13 protein-coding genes are annotated in these 16766 nt (G+C 68.8%); 10 read left to right on the top strand and 3 right to left on the bottom strand.

Annotated features, from left to right (window positions below):
* The first annotated feature begins 79 nt into the window (after positions 1-79).
* The 6 genes from nirD (at position 80) to ACAM51_RS22265 (ending at position 7864) form a co-directional block, all read left to right on the top strand.
* On the top strand, positions 80-478 hold the full coding sequence (gene nirD / locus ACAM51_RS22290; protein WP_218294442.1) for a nitrite reductase small subunit NirD: 399 nt from the start codon (positions 80-82) through the stop codon (positions 476-478).
* 121 nt (positions 479-599) lie between these two features.
* Positions 600-3437: a molybdopterin-dependent oxidoreductase gene (locus ACAM51_RS22285; protein ID WP_369641889.1), complete on the top strand. Its 2838-nt coding sequence runs from the start codon at positions 600-602 to the stop codon at positions 3435-3437.
* A gap of 173 nt (positions 3438-3610) precedes the next feature.
* Complete coding sequence (gene ybiB / locus ACAM51_RS22280; protein ID WP_369641888.1) at positions 3611-4534, top strand: DNA-binding protein YbiB; 924 nt, start codon at positions 3611-3613, stop codon at positions 4532-4534.
* Positions 4531-5352, top strand: a complete 822-nt coding sequence (gene cobA / locus ACAM51_RS22275) for a uroporphyrinogen-III C-methyltransferase (RefSeq protein WP_218293864.1) — start codon at positions 4531-4533, stop codon at positions 5350-5352. Before ybiB ends, cobA begins: the two co-directional genes overlap by 4 nt.
* A gap of 183 nt (positions 5353-5535) precedes the next feature.
* Positions 5536-6249, top strand: a complete 714-nt coding sequence (locus ACAM51_RS22270; RefSeq protein ID WP_369641887.1) for a methyl-accepting chemotaxis protein — start codon at positions 5536-5538, stop codon at positions 6247-6249.
* Positions 6250-6430: 181 nt separating this feature from the next.
* A complete protein-coding gene (locus tag ACAM51_RS22265) occupies positions 6431-7864 on the top strand; it encodes a cellulase family glycosylhydrolase (RefSeq protein WP_369641886.1) in 1434 nt (477 codons plus the stop codon).
* 65 nt (positions 7865-7929) lie between these two features.
* On the opposite strand, the gene ACAM51_RS22260 is transcribed toward ACAM51_RS22265, so the two are convergent.
* The gene (locus ACAM51_RS22260; RefSeq protein ID WP_218293861.1) at positions 7930-8418 is read right to left on the bottom strand and encodes an acyl-CoA thioesterase; all 489 of its coding nucleotides are present in this window, start codon (positions 8416-8418) and stop codon (positions 7930-7932) included.
* Between the two features lie 102 nt (positions 8419-8520).
* Between ACAM51_RS22260 and ACAM51_RS22255 the strand changes: the two genes are divergently transcribed.
* The gene (locus ACAM51_RS22255) at positions 8521-9654 is read left to right on the top strand and encodes a sterol desaturase family protein (RefSeq protein ID WP_218293860.1); all 1134 of its coding nucleotides are present in this window, start codon (positions 8521-8523) and stop codon (positions 9652-9654) included.
* A 19-nt stretch (positions 9655-9673) separates the two neighbouring features.
* Here ACAM51_RS22255 and ACAM51_RS22250 read toward each other — a convergent pair whose 3' ends face one another.
* Positions 9674-10168: a DUF4124 domain-containing protein gene (locus ACAM51_RS22250; RefSeq protein WP_369641885.1), complete on the bottom strand. Its 495-nt coding sequence runs from the start codon at positions 10166-10168 to the stop codon at positions 9674-9676.
* Between the two features lie 144 nt (positions 10169-10312).
* On the opposite strand from ACAM51_RS22250, the gene ACAM51_RS22245 reads away from it, so the two are divergent.
* The 3 genes from ACAM51_RS22245 (at position 10313) to ACAM51_RS22235 (ending at position 13268) form a co-directional block, all read left to right on the top strand.
* Positions 10313-11515, top strand: a complete 1203-nt coding sequence (locus ACAM51_RS22245; protein WP_369641884.1) for an ABC transporter substrate-binding protein — start codon at positions 10313-10315, stop codon at positions 11513-11515.
* Between the two features lie 81 nt (positions 11516-11596).
* Complete coding sequence (locus ACAM51_RS22240; RefSeq protein ID WP_369641883.1) at positions 11597-12853, top strand: NAD(P)/FAD-dependent oxidoreductase; 1257 nt, start codon at positions 11597-11599, stop codon at positions 12851-12853.
* A gap of 100 nt (positions 12854-12953) precedes the next feature.
* On the top strand, positions 12954-13268 hold the full coding sequence (locus ACAM51_RS22235) for a hypothetical protein (RefSeq protein WP_218293856.1): 315 nt from the start codon (positions 12954-12956) through the stop codon (positions 13266-13268).
* A gap of 28 nt (positions 13269-13296) precedes the next feature.
* Here the strand turns inward: ACAM51_RS22235 and ACAM51_RS22230 are convergent, their stop codons facing one another.
* Positions 13297-16575, bottom strand: coding sequence for an EAL domain-containing protein (locus ACAM51_RS22230; RefSeq protein ID WP_369641882.1), 3279 nt, complete (start codon positions 16573-16575; stop codon positions 13297-13299).
* Positions 16576-16766 lie beyond the last annotated feature (191 nt).

The raw sequence follows: 16766 nt of genomic DNA, 5'->3' as shown, positions 1-16766 counted from the left end.
CGGCTGTTCGTCCGGTACCCCGTCCCACGGCCCCACGCCCCCGCAACACAAAAAAATCGAAGGAATCATCGCCATGACCATGACCACGACCACCCCCGCCGACTGGAAGCTGATCTGCCGCGTGGACGACATCCCCGAGCTGGGCTCGCGCCGCGTGGCGCGCCCCCAGGGCCTGGACGTGGCCGTGTTCCGCAACGATGCCGGCGGCGTGTTCGCGCTGCTGGACCGCTGCCCGCACAAGGGCGGTCCGCTGTCGCAGGGCATCGTGTTTGGCACCCACGTGGCGTGCCCGCTGCACAACTGGACCATCGGCCTGTGCGACGGCCAGGCCTCGGCGCCCGACGAAGGCTGCACGCCGCGTTTCGCCGTGAAGGTGGAAGACGGCAGCGTGTACCTGGACGCCACGGAACTGGCCTCGCACGCGCTGGACCTGGCACGGCCGCTGGCCGGGCCCGCGCGGCGCGGCGTGGCGGCGTGAAGAAGAAGCCCCGGAGCCAGCTCCGCGCCAGAAGGCCTGTCGCCCGAAAATGCTAACAAATTCATAGCTTTCAGCGCTTACCACACAAGCGCTGGAGCACAAAAACACCGGAATCCACGCCATGCAAGAAACCAAATCCACCTGCCCCTACTGTGGCGTAGGCTGCGGCGTGATCATCGAAAGCGACGGCCCCCAGATCACCGGCGTGCGGGGCGACCCAAACCACCCCGCCAACTTTGGCCGCCTGTGCACCAAGGGCTCGACCCTGCACCTCACCGCCAGCAGCCCCATCACGCTGCAGACCCGGTTGCTGCAGCCGCAGCAACGTCTGCAGCGCAGCGATGCTCCACGCGCCATCTCATGGGACACGGCCCTGGGCCTGGCCACCGAGAAGTTTGCCCACACCATCCAGCAGCACGGCCCCGACGCCGTGGGCTTCTACGTGAGCGGCCAGTTGCTGACCGAGGACTACTACGTCTTCAACAAACTCGCCAAGGGCCTGATCGGCACCAACAACATCGACACCAACTCGCGCCTGTGCATGAGCAGCGCCGTGGCGGGCTACAAGCAGACGCTGGGCGCCGACGCACCGCCCGCCTGCTACGACGACGTGAAACACGCGCAGTGCCTGTTCATCGTGGGCAGCAATGCGGCCTGGGCGCACCCCATCCTGTTCCGCCGCATCGAAGACGCGCGCGCCGCCAACCCCGGCATGAAGGTCATCGTGGCCGACCCGCGCCGCACCGACACGGCCGGCATGGCCGACCTGTTCCTGCCCATCCAGCCGGGCAGCGACGTGATGCTGTTCAACGGCATGCTGCACATCATGCTGTGGGAAGGCTGGATCGACGCCGCCTACATCGGCGCGCACACCACGGGCTTCGACGAACTCAAGGCCCTGGTGCGCGACTACACACCCGAACGCGTGGCGCAGACCTGTGGCATTTCGGTGGCCGACCTGACCACCGCCGCCAAGTGGTTTGCGCAGTCCAAAGCCACGCTCAGCCTGTACTGCCAGGGCCTGAACCAGAGCAGCAGCGGCACGGCCAAGAACGCAGCGCTCATCAACCTGCACCTGGCCACCGCGCAGATCGGCAAGCCCGGCGCGGGCCCGTTCAGCCTGACCGGCCAGCCTAACGCCATGGGCGGGCGCGAGGTGGGCGGCCTGGCCAATCTGCTCAGCGCCCACCGCGACCTGGCCAACCCGCAGCACCGCGCCGAAGTGGCCGCGCTGTGGGGCGTGGCCGACGTGCCCAGCAAGCCCGGCAAGACGGCGGTGGAGATGTTCCAGGCCGCGGCCGACGGCGAGATCAAAGCCCTGTGGATCGCCTGCACCAACCCCGCGCAGAGCATGCCCGACCAGGCCACCGTGCGCCGCGCGCTGCAGCGCGCCGAGTTCGTGGTGGTGCAGGAGGCCTTTGCCACCGCCGCCACCGCGCAGTACGCCGACCTGCTGCTGCCCGCCACCACCTGGGGTGAAAAAACCGGTACCGTGACCAACAGCGAGCGCCGCATTTCGCGCGTGCGCCCCGCCGTGCCTGCCCCCGGCGAAACACGCCACGACTGGGCCATTGCGGTGCAGTTCGCGCACCAGCTGGAGGCCCGCCTGCGCCCCGGCCAGCCCACGCTGTTCCCCTACACCACCGACCACGCCGACCAGGGCGCCGAAACCGTGTGGAACGAGCACCGCGAAAGCACGCGAGGGCGCGACCTGGACATCACCGGCCTGTCGTGGGAGATGCTCGAATCCCAAGGGCCACAACAGTGGCCGCTGCCCGAGGGCGCCGCCACCGGCAAGGCGCGCCTGTACGAAGACGGCGTTTTCCCCACCGCCGATGGTCGCGCACGTTTTGCAGCACACGCCTGGTTGCCCACGGCCGAACAACGCGAATCGCGCTACCCCTTCAGCCTGACCACGGGCCGCCTGCGCGACCAGTGGCACGGCATGACCCGCACGGGCACCCTGGGACGCCTCTTCGGCCACGTGGCCGAGCCCAGCGTGCAGCTGCACCCGCAGGACATGGAGCGGCGCGGCCTGAAGAACGGCGACCTGGTCTATGTGACGAGCAAGCGCGGCACCATCGTGGTGCCCGCGCAGGCCGACACCACGGTGGGCCTGTCGCAGGCCTTCATGGCCATGCACTGGGGCAGCGAATTCTTGAGCGGCTGCTCGTCCACCGGCGAGCGGCTGGCGGGCGTGAACGCGCTCACCACCTCGGCCTACTGCCCCACGTCCAAGCAGCCTGAGCTCAAGCACGCGGCCGTGAAGGTGCTCAAGGCCGAGCTGCCCTGGACGCTGCTGGCCATGGCCTGGCTGCCCGCCAGCAGCGCCCAGGCCACGCGCGAGGCGCTGTCCGCGCTGATGGCGCAGTTTCCGTTTGCCAGCTGCGTGCCCTTCAGCAACAACACGCCGCTGGGCGAACCCGGGCGCGAGCGCGTGGGTGTGCTGCTGCGCGCCGCCGCGCACGAAGCCCCGCCGGACGCCACGGTGGAACACATCGAAGCCCTGATGGGCCTGGCCACCACCGACACGCTGCGCTACGCCGACAAGAAACGCGGCCAGCGCCGCGCCGCGCGGCTGGCACGCCACGGTGACACCACCACGCTCGAAGGCATCGTGCTGGCGGGCGACACCAGCGCCGAGGGCTGGCTCAAGACCCTGCTGCAGGAAGAACTGCCCGCGCAGACCTACGGCCGCCTGCTGCTGGTGCCCGGCGCCAAGGCCCCCGTGGCCGTGCAGTCGCGCGGCAAGTCGGTGTGCACCTGCTTCAACGTGACGGACACCGCCATCACCGCCGAGCTGGCGCGCTGCCACGGCACCGACGACGACCGCCTGGCCCAGCTGCAAGGCAAGCTGCGCTGCGGCACCAACTGCGGCTCGTGCCTGCCCGAACTCAAGCGCATGGTGCGCGCCACCGGCCCATTGGCGTCCAAGCCCCTGGCGCAGGCCACCATATAACCAAAAGTTCTCTGGGTTGCAGGAAAATAGCGGCTCAGTTCCCCCTAGAACCCCCACAAGGACTTGTGCAACAGGGCTCCAGCTAGGCATTTTCGGCGCAGACAGTACGCCTGTACGGCAAGCCGAAATAACGACGCTGGAGCCCTGTTTCACAAGTCCCGCAAAAAAACACCATGGGCATCAGTCAGTACATCAAGGAGATCGGGCGCGGCGCGCGCGGCGCCAAGCCGCTCGCGCGCGCGCAGGCCACGGATCTGTTCGGCCAGGTGCTGGATGGGCAGGTGAGCGACCTGGAGATCGGCGCCTTTTGCCTGGCCATGCGCATCAAGGGCGAGACCTCGGAGGAGATGTGCGGCTTCCTGGATGCCACGCACCAGCGCCTGGCCCTGCTGCCCGCCACCGACCGACCGCTCATCGTGCTGCCCAGCTACAACGGTGCGCGCAAGCTGCCCGTGCTGACGCCGCTGCTGGCCCTGCTGCTGGCGCGCGAGGGCCTGCCCGTGCTGCTGCATGGCATGCGCACCGAGGCGCGCCGCATTCTGGCATCGGATGTGCTGCTAGCGCTGGACGCACCTGCGCTGACAGCTCCTGAAAAGATAGCAAATGGCACGGTGCGCCACATCCATACCCAGCACCTGCACGCGGGCCTGGCGCGCCTGCTGGCCGTGCGCGAGGTGGTGGGCCTGCGCAACCCCGGGCACAGCGTGGTCAAGCTGATGAGCCCGTGCGCGGGGCCCTCGGTGGTGGTCACGGCCTACACCCATCCTGAATACTTCGAGATGCTGCAGACCACCTTCCACACGCTGGGCATGAGCGCGCTGCTCTCGCGCGGCCTGGAAGGGGAGGTCGCCACCGACCCCCGCCGCACGCCCCGCTACGACGGTTTCGTGCACGGCGTGCACAAGGTGCTGGAAGCGCAGCAGCCCGGCACGGCCAGCGAGGTGCCGGGCCTGCCGGCCGAGATCGACGTCGCCACGACCGCCACCTACACGCGCCGCGTGCTGGCGGGTGAGTTGCCGGTTCCACCCGCGATTGCGCGCCAGGTGGAACATATCTTGCAACTTGCCGATCAAACAGTTTCGGAGACATCCCCATGAGCCGCCCCACACCCCCCGCCACCCTGCCCCCCTCCAAGCCCCACCTGGGCACCGGAGGCAGCTGCACGCTGGTCGGCGCGGGCCCGGGCGACCCGGAGCTGCTGACGATCAAGGCCCTCAAGGCGATCCAGGCAGCCACCGTGCTGCTGGTGGACGACCTGGTGAGCGATGCCATCGTGGCCCACGCATCTCCCACGGCACGCATCATCTACGTGGGCAAGCGCGGCGGCTGCAAGAGCACGCCGCAGGCCTTCATCGAGAAACTGATGCTGATGGCGGTGAACGAAGGCGAGAACGTCGTGCGCCTCAAGGGCGGCGACCCGTTCATCTTCGGCCGCGGCGGCGAAGAGGTGGAGCACCTGCGCGCAGCGGGTGTGCCGGTCACCGTGGTCAACGGCATCACGGCGGGCCTGGCGGGCCTGACCTCGCTGGGCGCGCCGCTCACCCACCGTGAGCATGCCCACGGCGTGGTGTTTGTCACCGGCCACGCCAAGCCCGGCGACGCGGGCACCGACTGGCGCCAGCTGGCCGCCACGGCCCGCGACGCCAGGCTCACGCTGGTGATCTACATGGGCGTGAGTGGCGCTGCCACCATCGAGCAGGAGCTGCTCACCGGCCTGCCGGCCGACACCCCCGTGGCCATCATCCAGCACGCCAGCCTGCCGCACCAGCGGCAGGCCGTCACCACGCTGGGAGCGCTGCATGCCACCATCACCCACGAAGGGCTGGCCAGCCCGTCGGTGATCGTGGTGGGCGATGTGGTGCGCGGCGTGGCCCTGGCATCGCAGGACGCTCCCCTGGCGCGCCGCGCCGTGTAGGCCGAGGACGCCACGCCGCCTCCCCACGGTCCCGGCCGGGGCCGCCGCACCGTGCGCCCCACGGCCAACGGCACACCGCTGGCGGTCCCATCGTTCCCCCGCACGGCGGCCATCCGGCGGCCACGCGCTGGCCCGGCTATTGCTTGAAGTATGTATCTGAATGCAATGAGCACAAGGACCACCATGGCAGCCTATTCCCTCTCCCCACGCCCAGGCACGTCCGCACCGCCTTCCACCCTGCCCATGCCTTCGCCACCGGCGGCACGCGATGCCGAGATGTCGCTGGTCAACCTCGCCGCCCGCCAGCGCATGCTGTCCCAACGCATGGTGCTGCAAACCGTGCTGGCCGCCGGCGGCAGCGACCTGCACCTGAAGGCCGCGCGCGGCACCCTGGCCCTGTTCACCGCCAGCCAGGCCCGGCTGGTGGACACGCCCCGCCATTTCAACGCTCCCGACGCCGACCGCATCCGCAAGGTGTATGGGCAGCCCGGAGGCGTGGGCACCGTCATCGATGCCTTTGCCCAGCAGGTCGCCACCGCGCTGGACCTGACGGAGCGCCACAGCCCACGCGTCGAGGAAGTGCTCGCGCGGCTGGTGGAGACCACCGACGGCGTGCTGGAGGCACTCAACACCGCCACCACGGTGTTCGACCAGGTGGGCAAGGCCCAGTCCGAAACCCTCATGAAGGAACTGGCGGGCATCGTGGAGTCCATCCAGACGGTGGCCCGCGAGGCCAAGGTGGTCAGTTTCAATGCGCAGGTCATGGCGGCGCGCGCGGGCCAGCACGGGCGGGAATTTGCCGTGGTGGCGAACGTGCTTTCGGGCATCACCCATGAAATCGACGGCCTTTCGCTGCAGGCCGTGTCGCTGGCAGGCCGCACCCGCAACGCGGCCTGACCCCCATTACGCAAAGATGGCGCGAACGTCCCGGAAGACCGCGAACAGCCTCTTACAATTGGCATCCATGGAAACGCCGCCGGTGCGCGGGGCGCCCACACTGCGAGAGCGCAGGCCCGCCCGCCAGGGGCCTGCCCGCTGACTGCCAGACACAACACCATTTTCGGGAGATGCGCGAGCCATGAAGATCACCACCCTGTGCAAGAGCCTGGCGTTGGCCGGCTGCCTGCTGGCCAGCGCCAGCGCGGCCTGGAGCTACGAAATCAACGCCGGCAAGGTGCTGGACGGTGCGGGCAAGGCCATCCAGCTGCGCGGCGTGAACTGGTTTGGCTTCGAGACCAGCAACCATGTGGTGCACGGCCTGTGGGCACGCAACTGGACCGACATGATCACGCAGATGCAGGCGCAGGGCTTCAACGCCGTGCGCCTGCCCTTCTGCCCCGCCACCTTGCATGGCTCCGCCACGCCCAGCAGCATCGACTACGGCCGCAATGCCGACCTGCAGGGCCTGTCGGCCATCCAGGTGATGGACAAGGTCGTCGGCGAGCTGAGCAACCGCGGCATGTATGTGCTGCTGGACCACCACACCCCCGATTGCCAGACCATCAGCGAGCTCTGGTACACCCCGGGCTACAGCGAGCAGCAGTGGATCAGCGACCTGACCTTTGTGGCGCAGCGCTATGCGGGCGTGCCCGGCGTGATCGGCATCGACATCAAGAACGAACCCCACGGCGCGGCCACCTGGGGCACCGGCAACAACGCCACCGACTGGAACCGCGCGGCCGAGCGCGCCGCGGCGGCCGTGCTGCAGGTGGCGCCCCAGTGGCTGATCGCGGTGGAAGGCATCGGCGAAAACCCCAGCTGCTCGGGTGGCAACGCGCACTTCTGGGGCGGCAATCTGGAACCCCTGGCCTGCACGCCGCTGAACATCCCGGCCAACCGCCTGCTGCTGGCGCCGCACACCTACGGGCCGGATGTCTACGTGCAGCCCTACTTCAACGCCTCCAACTTCCCGAGCAACATGCCGGCCATCTGGGACCAGCATTTCGGCCAATTCGTGCAGGCGGGCTATGCCGTGATGCTGGGCGAGTTCGGCGGCAAGTTGGGCCGCGGCGATGCGCGCGACGTGTTGTGGCAGAACGCGCTGGTGGACTACATGGTCGGCAAGGGCATGCGCAGCGGCTTCTACTGGTCGTGGAACCCCAACAGTGGCGACACGGGCGGCATCCTGGACGACGACTGGACCACCGTGCGCGCCGACAAGGTCCAGTTGCTGCAACGGCTGTGGGGCGATGCAACCACGCCCACACCCACGCCAACGCCGACTCCGACCCCCACCCCGACGCCAACGCCCACCCCGGCCGCGAACTTCTCCGTCCTGCAGACGACGGACAGCGACTGGGGTTCCGGCTATTGCCAGCGGGTCCAGATCGTGAACACGGGCACCACCCAGGGCAACTGGGCCATCACCGTCCCGGTGAGCGGCACCGTCAACAACCTGTGGAACGCCACCTGGTCCCAGGCGGGCAGCAACCTCAACGCCTCTGGCGTGGACTGGAACAAGACGCTCTCTCCCGGAGCGGCGGCCGAATTCGGCTTCTGCGCCGTCCGCTGATCATCACCCCGCGCCGCCGTCGCGCGGCGGCGCGCATACCGCCAGCCAGCCCATCCATCAAGCCGTCAGGTGCCCGCCGACTCGCGCACCTGCTGGAAGCGTTGCGCCAGCTCTTTGCGCAGCGCCTTGCGCAGCAGGGCCGCTTCCCAGCGGCGGCGTTCGTCGGCCGTGGACGGCGACAGTGCCGGCACCGTCACCGGCTTGCGCGATTCATCCACCGCCACCATGGTGAAGAAGCAGCTGTTCACATGGCGCACCACCTGCGAGCGGATGTCCTCGGCCACCACCTTGATGCCGATCTCCATGGACGATGACCCCGTGTAGTTCACGCTGGCCAGGAAGGTCACCAGCTCACCGACATGGATGGGCTGCAGGAACATCACCTGGTCCACGCTGAGCGTGACCACGTAACACGCCGAATACCGGCTGGCGCACGAATAGGCCACCTGGTCCAGCAGCTTGAGAATGGCGCCACCGTGCACATTGCCCGAGAAATTGGCCATGTCGGGCGACATGAGCACGGTCATGCTGAGTTGGTGGGAAGGGATGTTCATGCCGCGATTCTAGGGGCCGCACCGTCTCGGCGGCACAACGCCACGGCCGCTACACTCCCGCCACACAAGCCAGTTCAAGGCACCTGGTGCCGGAGGGAAAACATGCTCGAAATCGACAAGCTCAATGAATTCACCGAAAGCCACGGCGCGCTGCGAACGGGGCGCGGACTGGTGTCGGGCGTGATCGCGCTCACGCTCGCGATCCTGTGCTTCCTGGGCGTGCTGGCCTTCCACTTCCCCGAATACCTGACCACGCCACAGCTGCGCAAGAGCTACGACGTGACGGTGATCCGCACCATCATGCTGGCGGCCATGGCGATCGCGGGCGGCATCTCGCTGGTCAACATCCTGTTCAACCGCTCGCGCTGGCTGGCCACGTTTGCCTTCGCCATGGTGGCGCTGGCCGCCTTCCTGGGCGGCCACAAGGTGGAGGTGGACCCGAACTTTCCCGACAACACGCCCTACATCGGCCTGGACTGGTTCATCCTGGACCTGCTGGGCAGCTCGCTGATCTTCATCTTCATCGAGAAGCTGTTCGCGCTGCGCAAGGACCAGCCCATCTTCCGCGCCGAGTGGCAGACCGATTTCCACCACTTCATCGTGAACCACATGGTGGTGGGCTTCGTGCTGCTGGCCACCAACCTGCTGGTGCACAAGTTCTTCGGCTGGGCCGCCAACGACGGCATCCGCGGCTGGGTGCAGGGCCTGAACTTCTGGGTGGCGCTGTTCCTCATCGTGCTCGTGGCCGATCTCGTGCAGTACTGGACACACCGCGCCTACCACGAGGTGCCGCTGCTGTGGCGCCTGCACGCCGTGCACCACAGCGTGAAAAGCATGGACTGGATGGCCGGCTCGCGCCAGCACATCCTGGAGCTGCTGATCACGCGCACCCTGGTGCTCGCGCCCATCTACGTGCTGGGCTTTTCCAAGGAAGTGATCGACGCCTACATCGTGGTCGTCGGCTTCCAGGCGGTGTTCAACCACGCCAACGTGAGCGTGCGCCTGGGGCCGCTGCGCTACGTGCTGGTCACGCCCAACTTCCACCACTGGCACCACAGCCAGGACCAGGAGGCGCTGGACAAGAACTACGCGGCGCACTTTGCTTTTCTCGACTACCTGTTCGGCACCGCCGTGAAAAGCACCAAGCTCTGGCCCGAGCACTATGGCGTGCTGGGCGACTACGTGCCCAACGGGTTCGTCAAGCAGTTCAAGTTCCCGTTCACCTGGAAAGGGTGAGGCGGGTTCGTCCGACGCACTACGGCTTGCCGAGCTCGGCTTCGAGCGACTTCAGCTGGTTGCGCAGCTCGTTGGTTCGCGCCTCGCACGCGGCCTTGTCCTTGTCGGCACCGGCGGCGCGCTCCTGCGCGAACTGGGAGCCTGAGGCCAGGGTGCTGCGCCGCAGCGGGCCGGCGTGGGCCACGGCGGTATCCGGCGCCGTGGCCGCACATTCCTGCTGGCTGCGCTCGACGGCCGCGCGCGCCTGGGGCACGCCCTGGTTCTGCAGATAGTGCTTGCGCTGCCAGGTCGCGCCGAAGGCGCCTTCCTTCGCGGTGGAAGGGGCAGGCTGCACGGGGGTGGCGCCCTGCATGGCGGGCCGCACCTCGACCTTCTCGCCCTGGCCCGGGCAGGGCCCGTCCTGGAACGACACCTTGCCATCGGCGTCCGTGCATTTGTTGATGGCCCAGGCCGGGGCCAGAAAGCCCAGCAGCAGCAACAGCAGGGCGCAGGCGGCATAGCGGATCGGATTCATGGAACAGTCCTTGGCGGATGGATGGCGCATGCTAACGCCCCGCGCGGCCAGTCCCCCGGGCGACGGTGCTTGCGGGGAAACCCCGTGGCCGCCCGCGCGGCAACCTTCCTACCATGGGCTCCCCTTGCCGCCCCTGGAGACCCCATGCCCGTTGTGCCGCCCTCCGACGCCCGCCTCGCCCTTGCCGCCAGCGCCGCCCACGCCCCCTTCGGCCCATGCCGCCGCACTCTGCTGTGCTGGGCCGCCGCCGCGCTGTCGCCACTGCCGGCCATGGCCCAGGCGCAGCCCCGCGCAGACGTGAGGGGCGACATCCTGATCGGCAGGTCCACCGCGCTGTCGGGCGGCATGGCACCGTTTCTGCAGCCCATCCATGAAGGCCAGGATGCCGCCATCGAGGACGCCAACGCCAAGGGCGGCATCGGGGGACGCAAGATCCGCCTGGTGACCATGGACGATGGCTTCGACCCGCGCCGCACGCTGGAAAACGCCGTGCAGCTGAGTGAAAAAGAAGGCGTGGTAGCCCTGTTCGGCGTGTCGGGCACCTCGCAGGTCATCGGGCTGCTGCCCTACCTCGCGCAGGCCAGGCTGCCGCTGATCTCCGTGTACACCGGCAGCCCGGCGGTGCGCGCGCAGCAGCACCCGTACCTGTTCACCACGCGCGCCAGCTATGCCGATGAGCTGGTCAGGATCGTGCGCAACCTGGTGGCGGTGCAGACCCTGCGCATTGCCGTCGCCTACGAAAACAACGACTTCGGCAAGCTGCTGCTGCCGCTGGTTGAAAAAACGATCGCGGCCGAAGGCGCCACCATGGCGGGCTCGCACGCGCTGGACCCCAAAGGCCAGGACGCCGCCGATGCCGCCAAGGCGCTGGCCGCGCACAAGCCACAGGCCGTGTTGCTGGTGGCGGCGGGCCCTCCGGTGGTGGCGTACGTGCGCGCCAACCGCGCACATCTGGGCGTGCCGGTGTATACCTTATCGCTGGGCGCGGGCTCGGCGGTGCTGCGGGCGCTGGGCGAAGACGCGCGCGGCCTGGCCGTGGCACGCACGGGCCCCTCGCCCAGCCGGCCGACCATCGCGCTCACGCGGGACTTCCAGGCGTCGATGAAGCGCCACGACAAGCCCGTGGACTACGACCGTTACACCGGCTACATGGATGCGCGCGTGCTCATCGAGGGCCTGCGCGCAGCGGGGCCCGGCGTGACGCGCGCGAGTCTGGTGCAGGCCATGCAGGGGCTGGGCAACCTGGACCTGGGCGGCTACGGCTACCAGTTCAGCGCACAGAACCACCACGGCTCGAACTTCGTGGACATCGCGGTGGTGGGCTCGGGTGGCGTGTACCGGCAATAGGCACCGGTTCGAGGGGCCTACCCGCCCCGTGCGAACGCTGCGGCGACAATGGCGGCCCGCCAACGCCGCCTTCGCCCCACCGTGCCCCACGCTTCCTCCCCTCCATTCGACGTAGTCATCATCGGCGCCGGCGCCGCCGGCCTGTTCTGCGCCGCCCAGGCGGGCCAGCGGGGCCTGAAGGTGCTGCTGATCGACCATGCCGAGAAGGTGGCCGAGAAGATCCGCATCTCGGGCGGCGGGCGCTGCAACTTCACCAACCGCGACCTCGATCCCGCCGCGCCCCACAAGCACTTCGTGGGGCAGAACCCGCAATTTTGCCGCTCGGCGCTCTCGCGCTACACCCCCGCCGACTTCATCGCGCTGGTACAAAAACACGGCATCGCGTTCCACGAAAAACACAAGGGCCAGCTGTTCGCCGACCGCTCGGCCGAGGACATCATCGCCATGCTGCTGGCCGAGTGCGCGGCGGGCCAGGTGACGCACTGGCAGCCTTGTGCGGTCAAGAATATAGTGTTTTCAGCCCCTGGCGCTGATCCATCAAGCGCTGGCAGCTATCAAATTGATACCGACCGGGGCCCGGTGCGGGCGCGCTCGCTGGTGATCGCCACGGGCGGGCTGTCCATTCCCAAGATCGGCGCGACCGACTTCGGCTACCGGCTGGCGCAGCAGTTCAACATCCCGCTCATCGAACGCCGCCCGGGTCTGGTGCCGCTGACCTTTGATGGCGCGGGCTGGGCGCCGTATGCGCAACTCGCGGGCTTGGCGCTTCCGGTGCAAATCAGCACCGGTGCCAAGAAAGCCCGTATGGCCTTCGACGAAGACCTGCTGTTCACCCACCGCGGCCTCTCAGGCCCGGCCGTGCTGCAGATCTCCAGCTACTGGCAGGAGGGCACGCCGCTGGCCATCGACCTCGCGCCCACGGTGGATCTGCCCGCCGCGCTGGCGCAGGGCAAGGCCCGTTCGCGCAAGCTGATTGCCAACGAGCTGGCCGCCCTCGTCCCGGGCCGCCTGGCGGACGCCTGGGCCCAGCGCGAGGCCGACTGGCAGCGCCCCATCAACGAGGCCAGCGACAAGGCCCTGGCGCGGCTGGCCGAACAGCTGGCGCGCTGGGAGCTCACGCCCACCGGCACCGAGGGCTACAAGAAAGCCGAGGTCACGCTCGGCGGCGTGGACACGCGCGTGCTGTCGCAGCAGACCATGGAGTGCAAGACGCAGCCGGGCCTGTACTTCATTGGCGAAGTGGTGGACGTGACGGGCTGGCTGGGCGGCTACAACTTCCAGTGGGCCTGGGCCAGCGCCCATGCCTGCGCGCAGGCGCTGCCGCTGGCGGCGCATTGAGGCGGCGGAGAACGCCTGTGCAGGTGGCGCCCCAGGGATGGCTCCTGCACTCCGGTCAGACACACAAACAAACGCTTTACCAGCCATGGGGAGCCTCGGCATGGACGGATTCGAACGCGCGGAGAGGTGGCAAGCGGCTGCCACGGCCACGGGCGCGCTGATCGCCCTTGTACCGGCCGCAAGCATGGCCGGGAATATCTTCATCGCGATCCTTGCGGCACTGGGCATGGGGTCGCTGGCCGGGGGCGCGGTGATGGTGCGGTGGCTGCTCACCGACGAAGGTGACGCCTACCTGCGGGCCGACTCGCGCATTTCGGGCCGTTCGACCTCTCGCCTCTCCCTGTGTCTGGGCAATTTCTCGCCAGGCGTCCTCCTGGTCGGGCTCGCCGTTGCGCTGCACATCCGGCTCGCATGATGGGGACCACGGCGGCATTGAGGAGACATCATCCGGCCAGCGAGGCTGGCTGAATGCACTCGGAAGCCAGCCCGCGCACTGGCGCGCCATGGAGCACGCAGTGCTGCAACGCCCAGGCGAGCAGGGCCTCGGGCGGCAGCGGGCGGCTGAAGTGGTAGCCCTGCAGCTCCTCGCAGTCCAGCGCACTCAGCACCTGGGCCGTGGCCAGGTCTTCCACGCCCTCGGCCACGATGCGCAGCCCCAGCGTGTGGCCCAGGGCGATGATGGCCCGCGTGATCGCCATGTCGGCGGGGTTGCTCAGCATGTCGTGCACGAAGGACTTGTCGACCTTGAGCCGGTCGATGTCAAAGCGCTTCAGATAGGCCAGGCTGGAGTAGCCGGTTCCGAAATCGTCGATGGACAGTTGCACGCCCAGCGACTTGAGCGCGGCCAGCTGCTGCTCGGCCGCGTGGGCGTTGTCCATGAGCTGCGACTCGGTGATTTCCAGTTCGAGCCGGTGGGCGGGCATGCCGGTGCGGGCCAGCAGCGCCTCGATGTCGGCCACCAGTTGCGGGTCCGCCAGTTGCGCGGCCGAGAGGTTGACCGAGATGGAGACGTCCGACAGCGGGTGGGCCGGCGCACGCCCGGCGGGATGGCCGGCGGGCGGTGCCTGCCAGCGCGCCCACTGCTCGCAGGCCTGCTGCAGCACCCAGCCGCCCATCGCGCGGATCATGCCGGTCTCCTCGGCGATGGGGATGAACTCGCTGGGCGGGATGGCGCCCAGCGTGGGGCTGTTCCAGCGCAGCAGGGCCTCCACCCCCAGCAGGCCGCCGCTCTTGGCGCTCACCCGGGGCTGGTAGTGCAGGCTCAGCTCATGGCGCTCCAGCGCGCGGCGCAGGTGCTGTTCCATGGACTGGCGGGCCAGCGCGCGCTGGTCCGTTTCGGCCGAATAGAACAGCGCCATGTCGCGGCCCGTGGTCTTGGCCTCGTACATCGCCGCATCGGCGCGGCGCATCAGCTCGTCGATGTCGCCGCCGTCCTCGGGGTACACGGCGATGCCCACGCTGCATGACACATTGAGTTCATGCCCCTCCACCGGGTGGCTCTGGCGGATGAGGGGGATGAGGCGCCGCTCCACGAGCTGCTGCACGTCCTCGCGCCCGGCCACGTCGCGCATCACCACCACGAACTCGTCGCCGCCCAGGCGGCTGACGGTGTCGCGGCTGCGCACGGCCTGCGTGAGGCGCCCGGCCACCGAGCGCAGCAGCCCGTCGCCGATGTGGTGGCCCAGCGTGTCGTTGATGGCCTTGAAGCGGTCCAGGTCGATGAACAACACGGCGACCTTCTCGCCGGTGACGCTGGACTGCGCCAGCGCCAGCTGCAGGCGCTGCACGCACAGCGAGCGGTTGGGCAGCTCGGTGAGCACGTCGTGGTGCGCAAGGAACTGGATGCGCTCCTCGCTGCGCTTGCGGTCCGTGATGTCGATGGCGATGCCGATGTGGTTGGCCACGGCGCCGCCGCCCTTGCCCTCGCGCACGGCCGACACCATGAGCCAGGCCGGGTAGGTTTCGCCCGAACGGCGGCGAAACCGCACCTCGCCCTGCCAGGACTCCTTGTCGAGCATGGTGCGGCGGATCTGGGTGGACAGGGGCTCGCCGCCGGACTCCTCCAGCAGGAAGCCCAGGTCTTCGCCCAGCACCTCGTAGAAGTCGTAGTGCGTGCTGCGGCAGAACGCCTTGTTCACGCTGATGATCTGCTGGTCGGCATTCATGATGATGATGCCCTCGGACGACGCCTCGAACACCTTGGCCCACAGCTCCAGGCGCTGCTCCATGACCTTGAGCACGTTGATGGGCGTGAAGGCCGTGAGCACCGAGTCGCGCCCCTGGAACTGCAGCCGCCGCGCCGACAGCACCGCCCAGGAGGGCTCGGGGCTGCCCTTCCAGCGCACCTCGAACTCGTCCACCGAGCCCTGGTCCGCCAGGCGCTGGAAGAAGCGCGCGCGCACGCCCGGCTCCAGCCCTGCGGCCCACGGGTCGGTCTTGCGGTCATTGAGCCAGTGGGCGGCGGGGGCGTTGGAATGCAGCACCTCGTGCTCGGGGATGGAGGTGACGACCATGGGGATGGGGAAGGCCTCCACCAGCTCGCGCTGGGCCTCGGCCGCGCGGGCGCTGGCCGCCAGCTCCTGCTGCAGCAGGCGTTCGCGGTCCAGCTGGGCCAGCATGTCGTTGAAGGCCGTGACCAGCCGGCCGATCTCGTCGCTGCTGCTCCAGTGGGCCCGCAGGGTGTGGTCGCCGCTCTTGCGCACCTCATCGGCCACGCGCGCCAGTTGCTGCAGCGGCTTGGCGATCTGCCGGGCCACCAGCGTCACCAGAGAGAGGATGCAGCCCAGCAGCACGAGCGCGGTGCCCAGGTGCAGCCACATGCGCGCGTACAGCCCGTCCACCCGGCGGTTGAGCAACCGCTCCAGGTCGACGATGCCCACCGCCCAGGCATCGCGCAGGGCGCCCAGCACCTGCGCCTGCTGCGCCCCCACCTGGGCCAGGGTCAGGCGCGATTCGCCCGCCGCCACGCCCTGCAGCAGCGCCTGGAAGCTCTCCAGCGAGGCCTTGAGCGCCTCGCGCTGGCCCATCAGGGCCGTGCGCATCTCGGGAGAGCCCGCGATGAAGGCCTGGTTGTAGTCCGACTCGATGCCCTGCATCACCGCGTCGAGCCGGCCCACCAGCGTGAGCAGTTCGGAGGACCACTGCGGCCCGCGCCCCGCGGGCGCGGCATGGAGAAACACCACGGTGTCGTGCACCGCCTGCAGCAGCTCGGGGAAGCGCAGCACCACCAGCGACATGCCGTAGTAGCTGTCCAGGTCCGGGTCCAGGATCAGGTTGGACTGGTTGCCCACGGTGGTGAGCAGTTCTCGGCCGTCGCGCAGCAGCTGGCTGCGCAGCCGGGTGAGGGACGGCGCATCGGTGGCCGCCAGCGGGTGGGCGGCCAGCTGCTGCAGCACCCCGCTGAAGCGCTCGCCCTGCTCCTCGGTATGCAGCTGCTCGTCGTGGGCCGCACGCACGCCCGCCAGCCGCGCAAGAACGTCCGCCACGAGCGGCGGCTGCTGCGATGCATCGAGGAACTGCCCCATGAGCCCGTCGCGCAGCACCGCCGCATAGGTGGTGCCCACGATTTCCTTGCGCGTGAAATCGATGGCCACGTACTTTTCGTGGATCAGGATGCTGGAGACATAGATCACCGCCGACAGGTCGAGCAGATAGATGAGCATGAGCTTGCGGCCCACACTGAGGCGGCCCAGCCAGCCCGATACGCGGTGCATGAATGCCATGGTGTCTGCGGCGAAGGCCCGCCCGGGCGGATGACCCGGGCAGCCCACCGACCGTGGAAGATGAGTGTTACAACATGAAGCAATTTCCACGCCATTTCGCCGACCCGCCTGCGATGCGCCCGGTTCGCCGACGCCGAGCCCCTCCCCCGGAAAGTCGGCGCGGCCCTGCCAGGGAGCCCGTGCCGGGCGAT

The organism is Acidovorax sp. A79, assembly GCF_041154505.1.
Classification (GTDB): domain Bacteria; phylum Pseudomonadota; class Gammaproteobacteria; order Burkholderiales; family Burkholderiaceae_C; genus Acidovorax.
Note: the sequence above shows the minus strand (reverse complement) of the source record. Positions and strands in the feature narration are given on the sequence as shown.

Coding starts and splice junctions, on each gene's coding strand:
- ACAM51_RS22255 (WP_218293860.1), top strand. CDS start 8,521: ATGCTCGAAATCGACAAGCTCAATGAATTCACCGAAAGCCACGGCGCG.
- ACAM51_RS22260 (WP_218293861.1), bottom strand. CDS start 8,418: ATGAACATCCCTTCCCACCAACTCAGCATGACCGTGCTCATGTCGCCC.
- ACAM51_RS22230 (WP_369641882.1), bottom strand. CDS start 16,575: ATGGCATTCATGCACCGCGTATCGGGCTGGCTGGGCCGCCTCAGTGTG.
- nirD (WP_218294442.1), top strand. CDS start 80: ATGACCACGACCACCCCCGCCGACTGGAAGCTGATCTGCCGCGTGGAC.
- ACAM51_RS22245 (WP_369641884.1), top strand. CDS start 10,313: ATGCCCGTTGTGCCGCCCTCCGACGCCCGCCTCGCCCTTGCCGCCAGC.
- ACAM51_RS22270 (WP_369641887.1), top strand. CDS start 5,536: ATGGCAGCCTATTCCCTCTCCCCACGCCCAGGCACGTCCGCACCGCCT.
- ACAM51_RS22250 (WP_369641885.1), bottom strand. CDS start 10,168: ATGAATCCGATCCGCTATGCCGCCTGCGCCCTGCTGTTGCTGCTGCTG.
- cobA (WP_218293864.1), top strand. CDS start 4,531: ATGAGCCGCCCCACACCCCCCGCCACCCTGCCCCCCTCCAAGCCCCAC.
- ACAM51_RS22285 (WP_369641889.1), top strand. CDS start 600: ATGCAAGAAACCAAATCCACCTGCCCCTACTGTGGCGTAGGCTGCGGC.
- ybiB (WP_369641888.1), top strand. CDS start 3,611: ATGGGCATCAGTCAGTACATCAAGGAGATCGGGCGCGGCGCGCGCGGC.
- ACAM51_RS22265 (WP_369641886.1), top strand. CDS start 6,431: ATGAAGATCACCACCCTGTGCAAGAGCCTGGCGTTGGCCGGCTGCCTG.
- ACAM51_RS22235 (WP_218293856.1), top strand. CDS start 12,954: ATGGACGGATTCGAACGCGCGGAGAGGTGGCAAGCGGCTGCCACGGCC.